This window comes from Parasphingorhabdus halotolerans (genome assembly GCF_012516475.1).
Classification (GTDB): domain Bacteria; phylum Pseudomonadota; class Alphaproteobacteria; order Sphingomonadales; family Sphingomonadaceae; genus Parasphingorhabdus; species Parasphingorhabdus halotolerans.
The window spans coordinates 3,024,478-3,040,634 of sequence record NZ_CP051217.1 but is presented as its reverse complement, the minus strand read 5'-3'; the positions used below and the strand labels follow the sequence as shown (position 1 = coordinate 3,040,634).

Here is a 16,157-nt window from a genome sequence, read left to right as displayed (position 1 = left end):
GATAGCGTACCCGCGAATTAGCTATTGACGCAAAAGAGCTGATTGAGGATCAAATTGCTCGCTGTCGGCAAGCGCCCCGATTGCCGTCGTTCAGCGTCAAACCAAGTTCTCCCAAGCGTTCAATCATAAAGCGCTATGATACCAATCTATGACGGTGACCCGGCTAGACATTCGGCTCAATTGGATGCTCCAAATCCTCACTTATTGCCAGCTTGGCCCTTCTATACAGAAAAATTGTCCGATTTTCGCCACTCTTTGCGCCTTGCTTAACAAGGCCACAAAAATGCTGGATTTTACCTGTGGGGAAAGTTTTGATTTTGCCATTCCATATTGCAACACTTTTTCGCGCACTTTCATTCCGGTCCGCTCACCCAATCGCAGCGTCTTCGGCATGCGGCACATCGTCTCTGACAAGTATACCGCCGGGTCTTTACTATGTTTAAGGCATGCAAAAACGACAGGGTAAGGTTTCCGTCTCAATATCTCTCCCTTCAGTCCTATTCCCTTTGTCCGGGTATGCGACCCGCCTGGACAGGCCGTGCAATCGAGGTTGCACGGCCACAAATTTCGCGCCGTTCAAATTTGTTTTCCGGTAAATATTGGCGATACAATGTAAATCGCTGGTACATCTTCACAAAAAATCATATTGGAAATGCAGTTAAGGAGTATTACTTGGCTGGGGCAATTGATCACACCGACCTGATGGCAAACTGGCAATCGGGCGACCGCGTTGCCGGAAACCTCTTGCTGAAGGATCTGGATCGGGAACTAAGGATTATTGCGTATGCGAAGCTGGCGCAGGAAAGCAATTCGTCTCTTTCGACCGGAGATTTGATCAACGAAGCAGTGATCAAGATTTCAAGACTGAAAAAAATGCAGCTGACCAGCAAGGCGCATATCCTGGCAATAGCATCGCGGATTATGCGTCAGGTGCTGGTCGACCATGCGCGTGCCAAAAAAAGTAACAAACGGGATCACCAGAAAGTCACGTTGGTCACCAACATCGCCGAATGGAAATTGCCGATTGAGCTGATGGAATTGGACCTGCTCCTTATGGAGCTGAAAGATATCCATCCCCAGCGCGCTGACATCGTTGAAATGCGATTTTTTGGCGGAATGTCTATTTCGGACATTGCGGTTGTGCTTGATATCTCGGAAAAGACTGTACAACGCCGTTGGGCATCGACCAGGGCGTGGCTGCAAGATCGGCTGAGCGGATGAAACGCGCGATCCCGGCAGCGATCGAACTGGCGGCAATGGAGCTGCTGGAAACCGCGATGGAACAACCTAAAGCCAGCCGCGAAGAATTCATCAAAAATTATCTAGACGCACCGGACGAAGTTTGCCAGCGCGCTTTGCAACTGCTTACTGCGGATCACCATTCGTCTGCTGCGCTTAGAACGGGCGGTGCCGCTGACCATGAATACGATGAGGTTCTGCCAAAGCAGATTGGCGCCTACCGTATTTTGCGCCTGCTCGGTCGCGGTGGCATGGGTGCCGTTTTTCTCGGAGAGCGCGCTTCCGATGACTTTGAACATGTCGTCGCGATTAAGGTAATTAAGCAAGCGCTGATATCGGAAAGCCTTATCGGCCGTTTTCGGCGAGAGCGGCAGATACTCGCGCAGCTCAACCATCCGCACATTGCCCATTTCTATGATGGGGGCGAGACCGAAAATGGGTCTCCCTATATCGTTATGGAATATGTCGATGGCATCCCCGTCACAACGTGGATCAAGCAACAAAACCCCGATTTTGATCGCCGGTTGAGGTTGTTCCTGCAAATTTGCGATGCGGTTGAATTCGCCCACCAGCATCTTGTGATTCATCGCGACCTTACTCCAAGCAATGTTCTGGTTGCCGAGGGGGACCAGGCAAAGCTCATCGATTTTGGCATCTCCCGTCCACAGACTGCACAAGGAGAGGATAGTGCGGCTTCCACATTCAGCGGATTGAGTCTGACACCGGGATTTGCCGCACCCGAGCGCATGGCGGGCGTCGAGGCCAACACACTGATCGATATTTTCTCGCTGGGTTCGCTTCTCAAGGCGTTACTGGGCGACGAAATGCCCGCAGAGCTGACTGCCATATCGGAAAAGGCGCAAGAACCCGATCCGGCGGAACGGTATCCGACGGTTTCGGCGCTAAAAGAGGCTGTGATCGACTGGCAGGAGCAGCGCCCTGTCGCAGCTTATTCCAGTTCCGCATGGTACCGGTTTCGTAAATTTGTTCGCCGCGAGCGCATTATAGTCGGTGCAACAGCGGCAATCTCGTTAGCATTGCTTGGCGGAATAGGCGGAATAGGATGGGCTTATAATCAAGCTGAAAATGCGCGCGCAGAGGCAGAACAACGATTTCGCGAGACCCGCTCAATTGCAAACATCATGATGTTCGAGGTTTATGATACGGTCAACGCCGTGCCGGGGTCGACCTCTGCTCGCCGTTTACTCGCAGAAACTGCCCAGAAATATCTCGATACTCTGGCCGCAGATCCCAATGCGCCCGATGCGGTAAAGCTGGAGGCGGGACTTGGCTATATGCGCCTTGCTGATGTCATTGGGGGTACCGGCGGCGGGACGCTAGGTTTGCGTGATGAGGCCCTACGCAACTATGGACGATCTGACGAAATCCTGACCGCTCTCCATAGAGCAAATCCTGCCAGCGAAGCTAACGCCCTTGCGCTCGCAGAACTCCGTTTCAAGCGATCCGGCACGATGGTGCACATAACCGAAGACTATGAGGCAGGCATAGTCTTCGCGCAGTCCATCGGGAAAATCCTGGATCGTGATTGTGCCGACAAGGATCAATGTACTCTGGGACGTGCGAAAGCTTTTCTGGCCGAAGGAGAAAACTTCATGTGGCTGGAACAGCCAGACACCGCCCTTGCCAATTTTGATCGCGCATTGGATGCATTTAGAGAACTGGGTCCGGCAATCCGTAAAACCGAAGACGCTATCCGGACGGAAGCCCAAGTCTACCGCCAGAAATCCAAAAACTACCATTTTATGGATGATAAAGAAAAGACAGTAGAGCAAGCTGATATTGCCAGAAAATTGCTCGAAGGTGCGATTGCACGCGGTATTGCATCGGTAGCAATGGAGCGCGATCTGGCTGGTGTCGAGTTTATGCGCGGAGGCACTCTGGATGAACTCGGGCGGACCAAAGAAGCAATACCGGCGCTTGATACGTCCTATGCAATCATGCAACGGCTAGTGGCTCATGATGCCCAAGATCTCGGGAGCCTGCGCCTGCTTGCCATAGCTGGAGGACAACGGGCGTTGACACTGGCCTCTGCCGGGCGGTTTGGAGAAGCGATCGAAAATGGGCGGGCTATGCTGGCTATTCGTCAGCAGCTTTCAACCGACCATCCCGACCAGTCAGGCTATTTTCGGGACGTCGCGATCCAGTACAAGGACCTTGGCGACATCTACAAACGGTCGGGTCAACAGACAGAAGCCTGCCGGTATTTCAAATTATCTGTTGTGCAGTTTGAAGCATTGGATAGCCGCTGGGAAATGAGCGACTTTGATCGCAACCGGCCCTATGCCTACGCTCAGCATGCATCGAAGAATTGTTGATACTGGAGCGATCAGCTTCTTTACTGGTTGTATCCCTCTTAGTGACTGCCAAATGCCAGCAAGCCAGCAGCCTCGGTAAAAGCCTTCGGGTTGATTGCCAGAGTCCTGTTTTTTTTCTCTGTCGCCTTTTGATCCATACCGACTGCCTCATAGGCGTTCGCCATAGCCGCAAATAGCTCAACCGAGCGCCATCCTGCTTTTTCCTGCTTTTCGAGCAAGCTGATCGCCTGCCCCGGTTCGCCATTTGCGACCAGTCCCCGCGCCAGGCCTATCGCAGCATCGCCATAGGGTCGGGCGGTGTAGTTCTTTTGCGCCAGCGCCAGAGCCAGTTTTACATCTCCGACACCCATCGCATGGTCAAACGCGTGGTCATAATAGGTTTCGGGAAGCAGGTTGACCCGCTTGTCCCATATCGCCCCGGCGCGCTTGGACCATACCGTCGCTTCGCGATCGCGGCCCTCGTGCTTGTACAGCGTGATCAGCGCCGCCATCACGTCAGGATTATCTGTTCTGGCAATAATATCGAGATACGCTTTTTCAGCTTTTGCGAAATTGCCCTGTGCAGCATCCATTTGTGCAACATGCGCCTGCGATAGCCAGTAGCCAGGAAAAACCGCATCAGCCCGTTCAAAATAGCGGCGCGCTATATCCCAGTTGCCTTGCTGCAATTCCAAAGCGCCAATTTGCAAAAGATAAACGGCAAGACGTTGTGGTGTACGCGAGCGGACGATTTTCGCGCCATCGTTATACAGCGCAATGGCTTGGTCGAATTCGCCACGGTATTTGTGCCAGTTGGCGAGTCGAAACAATGTCCCGGCGTCCTTCAACTGCGCCGTCGCTCTTTCGAAATGTTCAAAAGCCACGGAATAATAACCGCCATATATTGCGATGTCACCACGCATGGCCTCGAGTTCGACAAGATCACCGACATCCGGCTTGACAACCGAAGCTGCTGCCAACTCGATGCCTTCCGCCGCTTTCCGGTTGCGATGGAGACTAAGATTGACGACGCCGATTGCCAATCCCGGTCCAGCGCCTTCCGGTGCCAGTGAAGCCGCACGATCTATAGACTTGGCGGCCAGAAGATAATCTTCAAATTCAGCTGACAATTGGGCGCGGGAGAGGGCAGCTAATGCCAACCCTTCCTGGTAGGACCATTGTTCGCCGTCACGTGCCACGCGTTCCTTGTTGAGATCGACCCGCTGGTCTAGTTTTTCAATCGCGGCATCGAAATTTTTTGGCCCGAATGCGAGCGGCAAATTTTCGTCGAGCGGGTCAAATTGTTCCGCCTCGGATTTTGTCAAAAAAATGGTCAGGAAAGCGATCAGCAAACCGGCAAGCAAAATCAATAACGCCATCGGCAGCTTGCGCGAAACAGGTTTTGACGCTGATGGCGGATGAGCTATTGCGGTCATGGAGGATAGGCGCTTTCTGTTGTCAGTAAGAGGCGCGTCAAGGTGATGACGCGCCCCAACCTTTTTATCCAAGGCCGGATTTAACCGGCCAAAAGTTTTACGTTCTTGGAACCGCGCAAGGTGTCAACCCGAGACCTGTCAAATCATCGGCCAGAGCGTTGGTCAGCCCCGTCAATGTTCCTCCAAGGTCAGGCACAAACTGACCGGCGACATCGTCGGCAGGGTTAGCATCATTATATGCATTCCTTCTGCTGGCACCGATCAGCGCGGTCGAAACCGCCGGCATCCCTGCCCGATCTACTCTGGCAAAGGCCGCGGCCGGGCTGTTATTGAAGTTGAAATTCACCCCCGATGTGCCGCTGAGTGGCGGCGTCCCCTGGGGTGCAGCAAGATAAGGAAAGCTTGTCCGAAAGGGCCTGTCATTGGCTGCCGGATTGACCGGAAGACCTGCGAAAAGCGCCGGACTATGCACACCCAGATTGAGGAAAATGACTGCCAGCGTCACATCAATCACGGGATCTTGCAGGCGACGCCCATTTGGGAAGCCAGACGGCGCAGCAAGGTTCAGCGTTAACGTGTCAGGGATAACGGCACCCGCAACAGTGGTACCACCAGTGCCCGGAATAACCTGGTCAAGGCATGGCTGAACGTTAAAGCCGGTTGGCGCCGGAGTCGGCGCTGGTGCCGGCGCAGGAGACGGCGTCGGTCCGGGAAGAGATACCGGCGGTGGCACTGCGGTGTTATTACTGTCCCCACAGCCAACCATCAGTATGGCTAATGCTAATGGAGTTACCTTGATTGCGGATTTTATATTGAGTTTTGTCATTAGAGTTGTCCTCCAAATCTCGCTGTTGTCGCCCATATGTCGACAGGATTCGTGCCGTTGGCTAGCCGGCTGGTGGGGATTTCAATGATGACCGCACTGATGTTCTGGCCAGCAAAAAAGTCGCGTTGATTGTTAAAGCTCAGCGTGCCGGTACTTACAGTTTCACGGAAACCCTGGGAATCGAAAAAGAACGGGTCATCAAACAGCCCTGCTCGAACCCTGACGCCGTCTTTCACCAAATCGGTTTCAACCGCTCCCGTAATGTCTCCGGTAACGCCGGGCAAATTGCGGACCCTGATACCAAATTGCGAGCCGTTAGCACCCATGTCCTGTCCAAACTGGAAGGTTATCGGGAAGTTCGCTGTCGTCCGCGGTGTAGCGTTTGAGACGTTAAGCGTATAAAGCACATCGCGGTCATATACTGCCGGGCGGTCAGTAGCCTGTGGACCTGCAAAGGTCAGGATCAGGATTGTTGATGCGCCGTCCTGAAATGCATAAATGTCGGCAATATCGGCAGCAGCATCGGGGGTTGTATCCGAAGCGGGATTAGTCCGCGCCGGAGGATCAAGATGATCCGCTGCCGGAGCGCGTTGCTCTGCAAACTGCAGGGCCAGCGGGATCGCCAGTATTGCGGCCCCTCCTGCAAAAAGCGCTTTGAGATTGATTTTCATATTATCCCTTCCTTCCTTAATTTCCGGACATTTTGTCCGATGATTGACGGGAGCAAAAACGAACCAGAGGATCTTTCCAATAGAGATTCCCTGACTGGTAATCAGCAGCGATATGCTCCCGCAAAACTTTACCTGATTTCAAAAATTTACTTCCTCAGTGGAACCTCCGGTTGAATTTTAGCAATGCTCTCTTGTCCAATGGAAACGCCGTAAAGCCGCCAACGGCCTTGCACCCACTGATAATAGAGGTCGAAAGAAATAGCTGTCGGACGCAGCCCAAAATAACCTTGCACGCGGATAACGTCTCTTTCCACGACCGTTGGCGGCGCCGAATACATTGGTGCGAGCAGCAGCGTGTTCGACAGATCTATACGGCTTTCGCGGATGCTGGTAAAAATTTGCGATAGATTGGAAGCGTTATTGAGCATCTGGAAACCGGGTGCCGCGTTGTCCCGCAGCACCGAATAATTCCCGGATTGGTTAGCATGATCAATCGCGGCCATCGTGCTCCAGATGAGTTTGGAGAGTTCCAGACCATTGGGGACCGGCTGACTGGCAACCGGCGGTTCAGTACTTTGCGCATTTGATGGCGCAGGTGCTGCGAAGACCAATAGTGCCAGAAGAAAAAGTACCGAAACAAAATGCCCCGGTACTTTGTTCATAAGTTTATGAGCTGTGCTTACCATGCAAATTGGAAGCCTGCACGGGCGCCAACTTCACCGCTATCAAAACCGATGCCAACGCCGCCGGTAAAGGCCGCATTGTCACCAATGCGCGCAGCGAAGGATGCTGACCCGGCAACGCGCTCTTCAAAATAGCCGAAGCCGCCAGCAACACCGAACGTATTGCCCGGCAGCAGAACTGGCGATTCCATTGCCAGCGCCATCGCAACACCTTCGTTGGCCTTGCGAATACCCTGACGGTTGACTTCAGAGAGGTTGAACAATGCAGTCGTTTGCCCCTGTAGGGCGTTTATTGCAGCGCTATTTCCACTTATCAAACCACGGTTGGCATTAATCTGTGCGGTATTCGCTGCAACCAACGCGCTGCTGGCAAATCCCGTGCTCAACCCGAGCGTTCCGTTGGCATCGGCTGTCACAACCGACAAGGTTCCGGCTTGCGCCGCAGTGCTGGTGCCAAGATTGGAGATAACTACCTGCCCGTCCCGGGTGGCGCTGGCACCATTGCCGATAGCAATGGAATTGACGCCAGCAGCTGAAGACTGATTCCCCAGCGCAATCGCGCCATTACCGCCGGCATTGGCCGCCTCACCTACTGCGATCGAACGAATCCCTCCGGCAGTGGCCAGATGGCCCAGCGCAGTGGCTCGCTCTGCCAGCGCGGCCGAACGCCAGCCGAAAGCAGTCGTCGCAATACCAACAGCCCTTGCTTCTCCGCCAACCGCAGTTGTCGAATTACCGGCTGCCACCGTCTGGTCACCGATTGCGATAGCATCGCTGCCGTCGGCAAAGGACAAGTTACCCATTGCAACCGATGTCTCGCCGTTCGCCTGTGCGGCTTCACCGACCGAGGTAGACCGCAAACCGTTTGCCTGCGCTAGATGCCCCAATGCCGTTGCGCGTTCCGCTGTCGCCCTTGAGCGCCAGCCAAAGGCCGTTGCAGCTAAAGCATTAGCGGACGCCTCGCCGCCAACCGCCGTTGTAGAATTGCCGTTGGCTATTGTTTGATCACCAATGGCAATAGCATCAATGCCGGTTGCAGAAGACTGATTGCCGATTGCCACAGATGTTTCACCGATAGCCTGTGCTGCTTCGCCAACAGAGGTAGAGCGCACGCCGGTCGCCTGCGCCAGATGTCCTAGTGCCGTAGCCCGTTCAGCCGTTGCCATTGAGCGCCAACCAAAGGCCGTAGCTGCAAGCGCATTGGCCATTGCCTCGCCGCCCACAGCTGTGGTCGAATTGCCGCGCGCAACAGTTTTGTCGCCAATCGCAACCGCATCAACGCCATCAGCAACCGACAGGTTACCCATTGCAACCGATGTCTCGCCCATCGCCATAGCCGCTTCACCAACTGCCGTTGATCGCAATCCTGTAGCCTGCGCAAGATGTCCAAGCGCGGTTGCGCGTTCGGCGTTGGCAACCGATCGCCAACCCAGAGCCGTCGCGCCGGGGCCCATAGCGAGTGCCTCTCCGCCGATTGCAGTCGTGGAATTACCGATCGCGCGCGCTGGAGCACCTCCAGCATTGTCGCTACCCACGGCAACGGCATCTACGCCATCAGCGACGGCCCCGCCGCCAACAGCAACTGATCCATCTCCAGGGCTGGAAGAGCCAACGCCGCATTCCAGTGTATTAACCGGGTCATCCGCATTGCCCAATATACCATCAGGTCCCGCATTTTCGTTACACGGCGCGGTCGCGTCAGCCCAGGCTGGTGTCGCTATGGCGATGGCGCCCAAACCAGCACCAACCATCACGGCACGGCTTATTCTTGCATTTATCCTGTTCATTAATTCAGCTCCCTGTAAGTCAGATCGACGAAGTGGACTTGCCACCAGGTGACATAACCACAACAAAAGCAACGAAGCAGAATCGGAAATAGATGCAATTCAAGACAAATATCATCGCGCCTGCTTGCGCTGTCTATATTATTGCGACCCAAACAAAATAATATCACAGCCCGTAACTAAGTGTCAAACAGTGAAATACAGTACTAAAATTTGCTCTGGTATTTCTCATTCGTAACTCTCCGTTGCTTACCAAACGGCCTGCCCGGCCGTTGCCAGGTCGGGCAGAATCCACGTCTACAATATTCACCAGGTTTTGAATGGAAGTCGCGATTGAAACATTGACTGCCCGGCTTAGCGCACAGACTGGCAAAATGATCATTACCCCCACAGATAAAAACCCAAATTTTTCGCGACCTCATTACGCAAAGCGCGAAAACGCGAAAAAGTAGGTCAGAATTTTCTGGATTTTTATTTCCGTCGGTTAATCATCTCTATTATGTGATAATAATATGACTGGAAAATGGGGATTTATCGTTCTCTGGCATGCCCGCTTTAAATGCCATGCTTTGAAAACTCTCCCGCCGACATGGGTCGCGGGAACCCAGAAAAACTAACGGTGGGAGCAAAGGCCACAGAAAACAAAAGCGCCAGTTGGTGTAAACTATGGATAGCGCGGGATAGCGCGAAACGACTTGATCAACGGATCTTTTACCCAGCCTTTGAACGCTACAGACGCTCGAGCCGCACAGGCAGGCCATCTTTTGGTTGGGGTATGGGGAACACTTGCCATTTGGGTTCGTAATCCGGGCCGCCGCTCAGCATGATGCGGTTGGTTGTCAGCATCGCATGCATCAAAATCTTGATCTGCATATAGGCAAAATGCAACCCCAGGCACATATGCGCGCCACCGCCGAAAGGCACCCAGGCGTATTTGTGGCGACCGGCGCTGTTCTCGGGCGTGAAGCGCAGCGGATCGAATTTTTCCGGGTCTGGCCAGTGTTTTTCCATCTTGTGGACAAATTGCGGCGCAATTCCGATATTGGTACCGGCGGGAATGGTGAAGTTTCGGAAGGTGAAATCCTTGATCGCCCGACGCGGGATGCTGGGCACAGGGGGATCAGACGCAGCGCTTCCTTGAACGCCATTTCAGTCAGTGGCAGCTGGTCCAGATCGGAATAGGACAAAGGCCGGCCGGCGGGCGCTACGGACAGGCATTCCTCCCGCAATTTCTCCTGCCACTCAGGATGCTTGGCGAGCAAATAGGTCATGCTGGTCGCCGAAGAGGTGATCGTGTCATGCGCCGCCATCATCAGGAAGTTCATGTGATCGACAACTTCATCTTCGGTCAGCAAGTCTCCATTTTCATGGGTCGCGAGACAAATCTGGGTGAAGATATCCTCGCCACCTGTTTCGCGGCGCTTCTTCACTTCAGGGGTAAAATAACTCAGCAGATATTCCCGCCCTTTCACGCCGCGCCACATCTTGGTGAACGGAATGGGCTTGCGCGCAACGCCGACTGACGCCTGCACTTCATCGACAAAAGCCTTGTTAATCTTGTCCGCTTCCGGTCCCCAGGGAATACCAAGGATCGACGATGCCGCGGTATCAAGGGACAGCGATTTAATCGCCGGATAGAAATTAAAACTGCTATCACCCCATTCGGCGACGCGCTCGATAATGCCTTCGTTCAGCACCTTGCAGTGATGCTTCATCGGGCCGGGCTTGAAAGCGACCGACAGCGCCTTGCGATCGGCGCGATGGCGTTCGAAATCCATCAGCATCAGACCGCGCGGAAAGAGATTATTGAGCACCGGTCCCCAACCCTGTTCGCTGGAGAAAATCTTGTCCTTGTTAAACATCACCAGCTCGTTCGCATCGGCGCCTAGCAGCATGACATTCCATTTTCCGAACGCATAGCTGCGATAAACCGAACCATATTTCTCGACCATCTTTTGGCCGACTGCAATCGGGTCTTTCACAATGGCGAGCGTATTACCCAAGATGGGCAGGCCCGCTTCACCCGGAATATGAGCCAGTTGTTCTGTGCTCGGCGATTTCACCCAATGGGGGTTGGCGGATTCTTCAAACGGGTAACCATGGGGTTTGATCGCTGCGCTGGCCAAGGTAAAAGCTCCTGAAAGGGTTGCATTAATAAGTGTTGTAGCTACTTTCATGAATGTCAGCAAGACACTCCATTCATAAGCTATTCAATCGCGAATCGTTACATATTGCGACAGGCTGAAAATAATCGGGACTCGGCAGCAAGTGAAGCGCTAGGCCCTGATAACAGGGGAATAGACATGGCAAAATTCAATATCAAACGTGCGTTCAGACCAGCATTGCTGGCCGGATTGGTCGCAGGACTAAGCGGCTGCGCTTATGGCGGACTGGGCGTGGGAGCCGGATATTATGGTGATGGCTATGTGAATGGCGGTTATGCCAATAGTTATGGGGCGGCTATGATTGCGATCCTTATGCGCCCTTTGACGATTATTATACCTGCGATTATGGCTACGGTTTCTCCAATATCGGCTTTGGCGGCGGATGGTATGATAATTACTATTATCCTGGCTACGGCTATTATATTTTTGACCGGGTTGGTTCGCGGTACAAGATGCAGAACAACCACCGGCGCTACTGGGCTCATCGCCGGGCGCAATATGGCACGCAACACGCCCGTCGCGGGGGCCGCAATGACGGAATGAATCGCGGTGAACGTCGCGCCGAATATCGCCCCGAATATCGCGAACGTGGGCGCGATTTAACCCCGGAACAGCGCACTGAACGGCGGGAACGCAGAGAAGAGCGACGCGGATATTCAGGAACAACTGATCGCTCAACTATCGGCCAGGCTAACACGGTACCACAAAGAGGCAATCGCGATGGCGCGGGCCGGGGCAGAGCCGGAAACGGCGGCAATCAGGTCGGGCGAGGGAATCGCCCGGTTGGAGCGGAGAGGCCCGGACGGCCAACAATGGCGCAACAGCAGCCACAACGGGTCCAGCAAGACCGTCCGTCAGCAGCAGCTGTTTCCCGTCCTGCAGCCAGACCGGCAGCAGCAAGTCAACTGCCGATTGAGCGCTCCGTTCGCCCGGCACCACGTTCGGCCGAAAAAAGCAATACGGGCAATCCGATAGAATAGACTTTTACCAGTAGCCGGGTGGAGCACAGGGCGCCCCACCCGGCTGTTTCACCCTGTCAAAAGGGATTAATTGCCAACGGTTACGCGACCAACACGATATCCGCGTTCACGCATTTCCTTGCGATAATCTTTGTTCGCATCGGCGATCTCGTTGCGATATTCCTCATAGGCATCGCGACGATCTTCTTCATCGGTTGCGCGTCGCAGATCCTTCGTAAGCTCATGTTCAGCCTCGCGAATATCGGAGAGATAATCAAACCAGTAGTTATTTTCGACGTTAGCTATCGGCTGCGTTAAAATTGGTTCATGGTTGCCGTGCTTGGACCTATGTGCAGACGCTTCCGAAACCGGAACGGCAATGAGCGTTGCAACGGAAATCGAAACGATAAATTCACGATATTTCATTGATTTTCTCCTTATCGAATGATCGATACCGCAATAACAAGCGAGACAGCGTTGCCGGTTCATGAACGGCGCCGATGACACGCCGAACTGCACTACCAGAGCGATGAATGTGCTTTTGGGTCAGCAGCACTTGCCGATATCTGACGCGAAATTGACATTAAAGGCCGATTCAGATTCGCGAAGTCATTTAAAGGTTAAGATAATTGTAATCTGCTATAAAACGCGGTAAGCATCCTATTAGTAAATTTAGTAAATGGGGCACGACCATGGCGACTGCGTTTCGAGACATCCAGCCTGAATCTTACGAGCCAGAACAAGCCCACCCGCAACACGGTGTAATCATCGGCGGGCCGGCGGCACGCGCCAAGAGAATTGAATATGGCATCCTGCTATCCTCAATGGTGCTTGGCTCGCTTGGCGCGCTCTACTGGACACTGACCCATGCTACAGGATGGGTCGAATGGTCGGCATTTCTCTTCGGTTATATTCTGATCAACATGGGCGTCGGCATTGGCTATCACCGTTTCTATACGCATCGGGCGTTTGAAGCCGGACCCAAAATGCGGCTCGCGATCGGTATCATGGCGCAAATGGCCTGTCAGGCCTCAGTGCTGAAATGGGCGGCCGATCACCGTCGGCACCACGCTTTTTCTGATCGGGTTGGTGACATTCACAGCCCCTATATTGACGGCCACGGCAAAAAAATGTCCAAATGGAAAGGCCTCGGCATCGCGCATTTTGGCTGGCTATTTGACAATACGACCTCGGATATGAATGTGTACGGCAAGGGCCTGATTGATGACCCGCAGGTGCTGTGGTGTCACAAACATCGTTGGGGCATTGCCATATTCTCGAGCATTATCTTTCCCGCGATCTGGGCGCTGATGTTTGGCGGTCCGGAACATATTATCGGAACCATCCTAATCGGTGGATTTTTTCGCAATTTCTTCTTCCTGAATTTTGTTATGGGTGTGAACAGCATCGGCCATGTATTTGGTTCCCAACGCTTTCCAGGCAAAGACGGCAGCCGCAACAACTGGTTCATGGCTTGGATGACCTTTGGCGATGGCTGGCACAATAACCATCACCAGCACCCGCGCAGCGCTTATGCCGGGATGATGTGGTGGGAAGTGGATGTGAACGGTTATATCATCTCGCTTTGGGAAAAAATGGGTCTGGTCTGGAACGTGCAGCGCGCTCCCAAATATGTGCGCGATTCAACGGGCAACTGGGTTCAGGAAAAGAAGCTGGCCGCAAAACAAGCGTCGCGCGAACCGGAAGAAATGTCGCAGGCTGATGGTGGCTTAATGTTTCAAGACGCAAAAAATGATAGCGGCAGCGAAACGACGGAAGCGGCGCTGACAAAAGCCTGATCACAACTCCTCGGCTATGTGGAAGCTCCACATTGCTCCGAAATGAAGCGGCGGTTGTTCTAAACTCCCGGTAACCCGGTCGTGAGTCCCAGTCAATTTATTGGCGTTACCATTTTCGATGAAACCTCCACTGCATATTCTCGTCACGCATTTTACGCCGATGCATGGCTCGATTCATTCATACATGGCTAAAAAGTTCCGTCATTCTATGCCTGCTTTCGCCTCAGACAGCTGTAAGCGCGCCGGATAAATCATTTGTGCAATTCCAACTTTGCAGTTCTGCACCAAGGATAAACTGCGTTGTCGATGGAGATACATTCTGGCTCAATGGCGAAAAAATCCGTCTTGCGGACATTGATACGCCAGAAACATTTCAACCCCGATGCGAGCGCGAGCATATTCTTGGGAAACGGGCGACCAGTGCCTTCATCACCCTACTCAATCTCGGACCGGTTCAACTTCAGCAAAAGGGTCGTAATCAAGATCGTTACGGCCGTTCATTGCGGATAGTCGAGCGCAATGGCCAGTCCCTGGGGCGGCAATTGATCGACAAGAAACTTGCTATGGCATGGACCGGAAGACGCGGCAATTGGTGTGACTAATAAGTCTTCAAAATCATCCCGCAGGACGGAATAAAACCAGATTGGCGCTCACGACATTGTTAGGCGCAGCCATCACATTGAGCTCGCTAACAACGATTCCCTGAGTTTCGAGTCTGGCAAGCCAGCCAAATAAAGCCGTGGGTTTGGCCGAACCAATAGTCATCATTATGCGTCCATCAGTTTGCGCATTAATTGTATCAACCGGAAAGCCTTCCTCGCCAGCGCTCTGACTTAGAAACGCGTCCAACGGCTGGTTGCCCGTAACCGGTTTAATATCTAACGGCGCCTTGAGCACTGCCACCTTCGTTTCTATTCGCAGCTGGCGTTCGATCGCTAGCTCATAGCGTTGTTCCGCAGATTCTATTCCTGCATAAACGGGACGTATAACGCCATAAAACAGCCCAGTGATGACCAGCAAGACGGCCAGAAACCCGACCAGTATCTGCTCGCGGCGGCTCAATGCCAAAAACCAGTCTTTAATCGAGAATGTCATGGTGCTCTCAACGTAATATCGGCCTTAGCCATGCCTGTTGCATCAGTGGTGGGCGTTGCCGTCAGTTGGAAACCGTTTTGCTGAAGCGCAATCAAAACCGGGTTTATCTCTTCGTTGCGGCTGGCTGAGAGCCGCGCGGACAACGTCCCGTCCTGTCTGTATCCCAGCCTGTCCACAGCGACCGCTGGAGCCATCTGAACAGCGGAAAAAAGAGCCGAACTCGGTGCCGAATATATCCGGTTTCCCCGACTTTCGTTGGTCATTTGTTCATCAAGCCGCCGCTCGGCTTCCTCGATATTGGCAACTTGCCCGAGTTCCGTTTTTGCTGCGACCAAAGCGGCTTCATCCGCTGCATCTGCAGCCCGGGCATATCTGATCCACTGGACAATCGGAATAGCTAGCGAAATCAGCAATAGAGCAGCAATCATCCCGGCCAAAATCCGTTTCTGCCGTGCCGAAACCGTCGCGCGGGTCTTCTTCGCGAATAGCCCCGAACGAAAATTCACCAAGCGCTGTGATGGTGTGTCGACCAGAGCCACGTCGACAATGGTGTTATCAAGATTATGAATATCGCCCTGCCCGGCCAGCTGATCGATCAATGCTGGTTCCGCGGGTGCGATGAGTTGCTTCGCGCGGAGAATTTTTTCAAAACCCAGATCTGCCTGAATGATATGTTCGCTATCAAAAGAAATGAGAAAGCCAGAGGGCGTAATGATATCCGGATCAATATGCAGCGATTTCAAATGCGCCAATCCGCTGGCCATCAAGCCCCGCTCAATCGCTGAGGTAATGATCTGGCCGCCTTCATCAACGGTTGCTGCAAAGTGCAGAATATCACTATTCAAACTTCGGCTTTTTGCGTCGATCATCGCGGCAGCAAGTGCCTGTTTTTCAGTGATGCCGCCAGAAAGGTCGTGCCACCGCACCGTGGAATGTGTGGAGGGGACCAAGGCAATCTGCTTGTAATCCGCCATCGATAATATCGTCTGCTCTTCCATCGAGACAGCCGGGATTCCAGCCGCAGCGATGGGATCGGGGTCACGCCCGCGCTTGATTATCTCACTGCCATTCACAAGCCACCAATGCAGCGCTTGTTGCTCAGCGGTCGGAAATTCCAAAAGGAATATGGTGGTGTCCACAGCTAGCGACGCTGGCCTAGAAAACGGGACATTTGCAGCTGCGCGG

At 53.4% G+C, this 16,157-nt stretch carries 15 protein-coding genes and 1 pseudogene; 6 read left to right on the top strand and 10 right to left on the bottom strand.

All coding sequences use genetic code 11. The features are described from left to right. Positions 1–201: 201 nt before the first annotated feature. The gene (locus tag HF685_RS16150) at positions 202–357 is read right to left on the bottom strand and encodes a hypothetical protein (protein WP_211051243.1); all 156 of its coding nucleotides are present in this window, start codon (positions 355–357) and stop codon (positions 202–204) included. Positions 358–672: 315 nt separating this feature from the next. On the opposite strand from HF685_RS16150, the gene HF685_RS14910 reads away from it, so the two are divergent. Then, positions 673–1,221: an ECF-type sigma factor gene (locus HF685_RS14910; RefSeq protein WP_168820681.1), complete on the top strand. Its 549-nt coding sequence runs from the start codon at positions 673–675 to the stop codon at positions 1,219–1,221. Beyond that, positions 1,218–3,575, top strand: coding sequence for a serine/threonine protein kinase (locus HF685_RS14905; RefSeq protein WP_168820679.1), 2,358 nt, complete (start codon positions 1,218–1,220; stop codon positions 3,573–3,575). Before HF685_RS14910 ends, HF685_RS14905 begins: the two co-directional genes overlap by 4 nt. Positions 3,576–3,613: 38 nt before the next feature. Here HF685_RS14905 and HF685_RS14900 read toward each other — a convergent pair whose 3' ends face one another. From HF685_RS14900 to HF685_RS14875, 6 genes and pseudogenes are all read right to left on the bottom strand, one after another. Beyond that, positions 3,614–4,990 (bottom strand): tetratricopeptide repeat protein, encoded by a 1,377-nt coding sequence (locus HF685_RS14900; RefSeq protein ID WP_168820677.1) that lies wholly within the window; start codon positions 4,988–4,990, stop codon positions 3,614–3,616. Positions 4,991–5,087: 97 nt separating this feature from the next. Next, the gene (locus HF685_RS14895) at positions 5,088–5,816 is read right to left on the bottom strand and encodes a DUF4331 family protein (protein WP_168820675.1); all 729 of its coding nucleotides are present in this window, start codon (positions 5,814–5,816) and stop codon (positions 5,088–5,090) included. Next, entirely contained in the window at positions 5,816–6,487 is a 672-nt protein-coding gene (locus HF685_RS14890; protein WP_168820673.1) for a DUF4331 family protein, read from the bottom strand. The genes HF685_RS14895 and HF685_RS14890 overlap by 1 nt, the downstream gene beginning before the upstream one ends. 146 nt (positions 6,488–6,633) lie before the next feature. Beyond that, positions 6,634–7,149 (bottom strand): hypothetical protein, encoded by a 516-nt coding sequence (locus HF685_RS14885; protein WP_168820671.1) that lies wholly within the window; start codon positions 7,147–7,149, stop codon positions 6,634–6,636. Between the two features lie 17 nt (positions 7,150–7,166). After that, on the bottom strand, positions 7,167–8,957 hold the full coding sequence (locus HF685_RS14880) for a YadA-like family protein (RefSeq protein WP_168820669.1): 1,791 nt from the start codon (positions 8,955–8,957) through the stop codon (positions 7,167–7,169). Between the two features lie 876 nt (positions 8,958–9,833). Then, a pseudogene (locus tag HF685_RS14875) lies at positions 9,834–11,131 on the bottom strand (cytochrome P450); the annotation flags it as partial. Between the two features lie 126 nt (positions 11,132–11,257). Between HF685_RS14875 and HF685_RS14870 the strand changes: the two are divergent. Then, a complete protein-coding gene (locus HF685_RS14870) occupies positions 11,258–11,662 on the top strand; it encodes a hypothetical protein (RefSeq protein WP_168820667.1) in 405 nt (134 codons plus the stop codon). Further along, on the top strand, positions 11,659–12,099 hold the full coding sequence (locus HF685_RS14865) for a hypothetical protein (protein WP_168820664.1): 441 nt from the start codon (positions 11,659–11,661) through the stop codon (positions 12,097–12,099). The genes HF685_RS14870 and HF685_RS14865 overlap by 4 nt, the downstream gene beginning before the upstream one ends. A 66-nt stretch (positions 12,100–12,165) precedes the next feature. Here HF685_RS14865 and HF685_RS14860 read toward each other — a convergent pair whose 3' ends face one another. Then, positions 12,166–12,504 carry a hypothetical protein gene (locus HF685_RS14860; protein WP_168820662.1) on the bottom strand — a complete coding sequence of 113 codons (339 nt, stop codon included), beginning with the start codon at positions 12,502–12,504 and terminating at the stop codon, positions 12,166–12,168. 266 nt (positions 12,505–12,770) lie between these two features. Here HF685_RS14860 and HF685_RS14855 point away from each other — a divergent pair, with 266 nt between their 5' ends. Both HF685_RS14855 and HF685_RS14850 read left to right on the top strand, forming a co-directional pair. Beyond that, positions 12,771–13,877 carry an acyl-CoA desaturase gene (locus HF685_RS14855; protein ID WP_168820660.1) on the top strand — a complete coding sequence of 369 codons (1,107 nt, stop codon included), beginning with the start codon at positions 12,771–12,773 and terminating at the stop codon, positions 13,875–13,877. A 257-nt stretch (positions 13,878–14,134) separates the two neighbouring features. Then, entirely contained in the window at positions 14,135–14,479 is a 345-nt protein-coding gene (locus HF685_RS14850; RefSeq protein WP_246218649.1) for a thermonuclease family protein, read from the top strand. 13 nt (positions 14,480–14,492) lie between these two features. Here HF685_RS14850 and gspM read toward each other — a convergent pair whose 3' ends face one another. Together gspM and gspL are read right to left on the bottom strand one after the other, a co-directional pair. Next, complete coding sequence (gspM, locus tag HF685_RS14845; protein WP_168820657.1) at positions 14,493–14,972, bottom strand: type II secretion system protein GspM; 480 nt, start codon at positions 14,970–14,972, stop codon at positions 14,493–14,495. Continuing rightward, a complete protein-coding gene (gene gspL, locus HF685_RS14840; RefSeq protein WP_211051242.1) occupies positions 14,969–16,111 on the bottom strand; it encodes a type II secretion system protein GspL in 1,143 nt (380 codons plus the stop codon). Before gspL ends, gspM begins: the two co-directional genes overlap by 4 nt. Positions 16,112–16,157: the final 46 nt, after the last annotated feature.

Bases quoted from the DNA above. Each gene is read 5' to 3' on its own strand.
- HF685_RS16150 (WP_211051243.1), bottom strand. From the start codon at position 357: ATGAAAGTGCGCGAAAAAGTGTTGCAATATGGAATGGCAAAATCAAAA.
- HF685_RS14905 (WP_168820679.1), top strand. From the start codon at position 1,218: ATGAAACGCGCGATCCCGGCAGCGATCGAACTGGCGGCAATGGAGCTG.
- HF685_RS14900 (WP_168820677.1), bottom strand. From the start codon at position 4,990: ATGACCGCAATAGCTCATCCGCCATCAGCGTCAAAACCTGTTTCGCGC.
- HF685_RS14895 (WP_168820675.1), bottom strand. From the start codon at position 5,816: ATGACAAAACTCAATATAAAATCCGCAATCAAGGTAACTCCATTAGCA.
- HF685_RS14890 (WP_168820673.1), bottom strand. From the start codon at position 6,487: ATGAAAATCAATCTCAAAGCGCTTTTTGCAGGAGGGGCCGCAATACTG.
- HF685_RS14885 (WP_168820671.1), bottom strand. From the start codon at position 7,149: ATGAACAAAGTACCGGGGCATTTTGTTTCGGTACTTTTTCTTCTGGCA.
- HF685_RS14880 (WP_168820669.1), bottom strand. From the start codon at position 8,957: ATGAACAGGATAAATGCAAGAATAAGCCGTGCCGTGATGGTTGGTGCT.
- HF685_RS14870 (WP_168820667.1), top strand. From the start codon at position 11,258: ATGGCAAAATTCAATATCAAACGTGCGTTCAGACCAGCATTGCTGGCC.
- HF685_RS14865 (WP_168820664.1), top strand. From the start codon at position 11,659: ATGAATCGCGGTGAACGTCGCGCCGAATATCGCCCCGAATATCGCGAA.
- HF685_RS14860 (WP_168820662.1), bottom strand. From the start codon at position 12,504: ATGAAATATCGTGAATTTATCGTTTCGATTTCCGTTGCAACGCTCATT.
- HF685_RS14855 (WP_168820660.1), top strand. From the start codon at position 12,771: ATGGCGACTGCGTTTCGAGACATCCAGCCTGAATCTTACGAGCCAGAA.
- gspM (WP_168820657.1), bottom strand. From the start codon at position 14,972: ATGACATTCTCGATTAAAGACTGGTTTTTGGCATTGAGCCGCCGCGAG.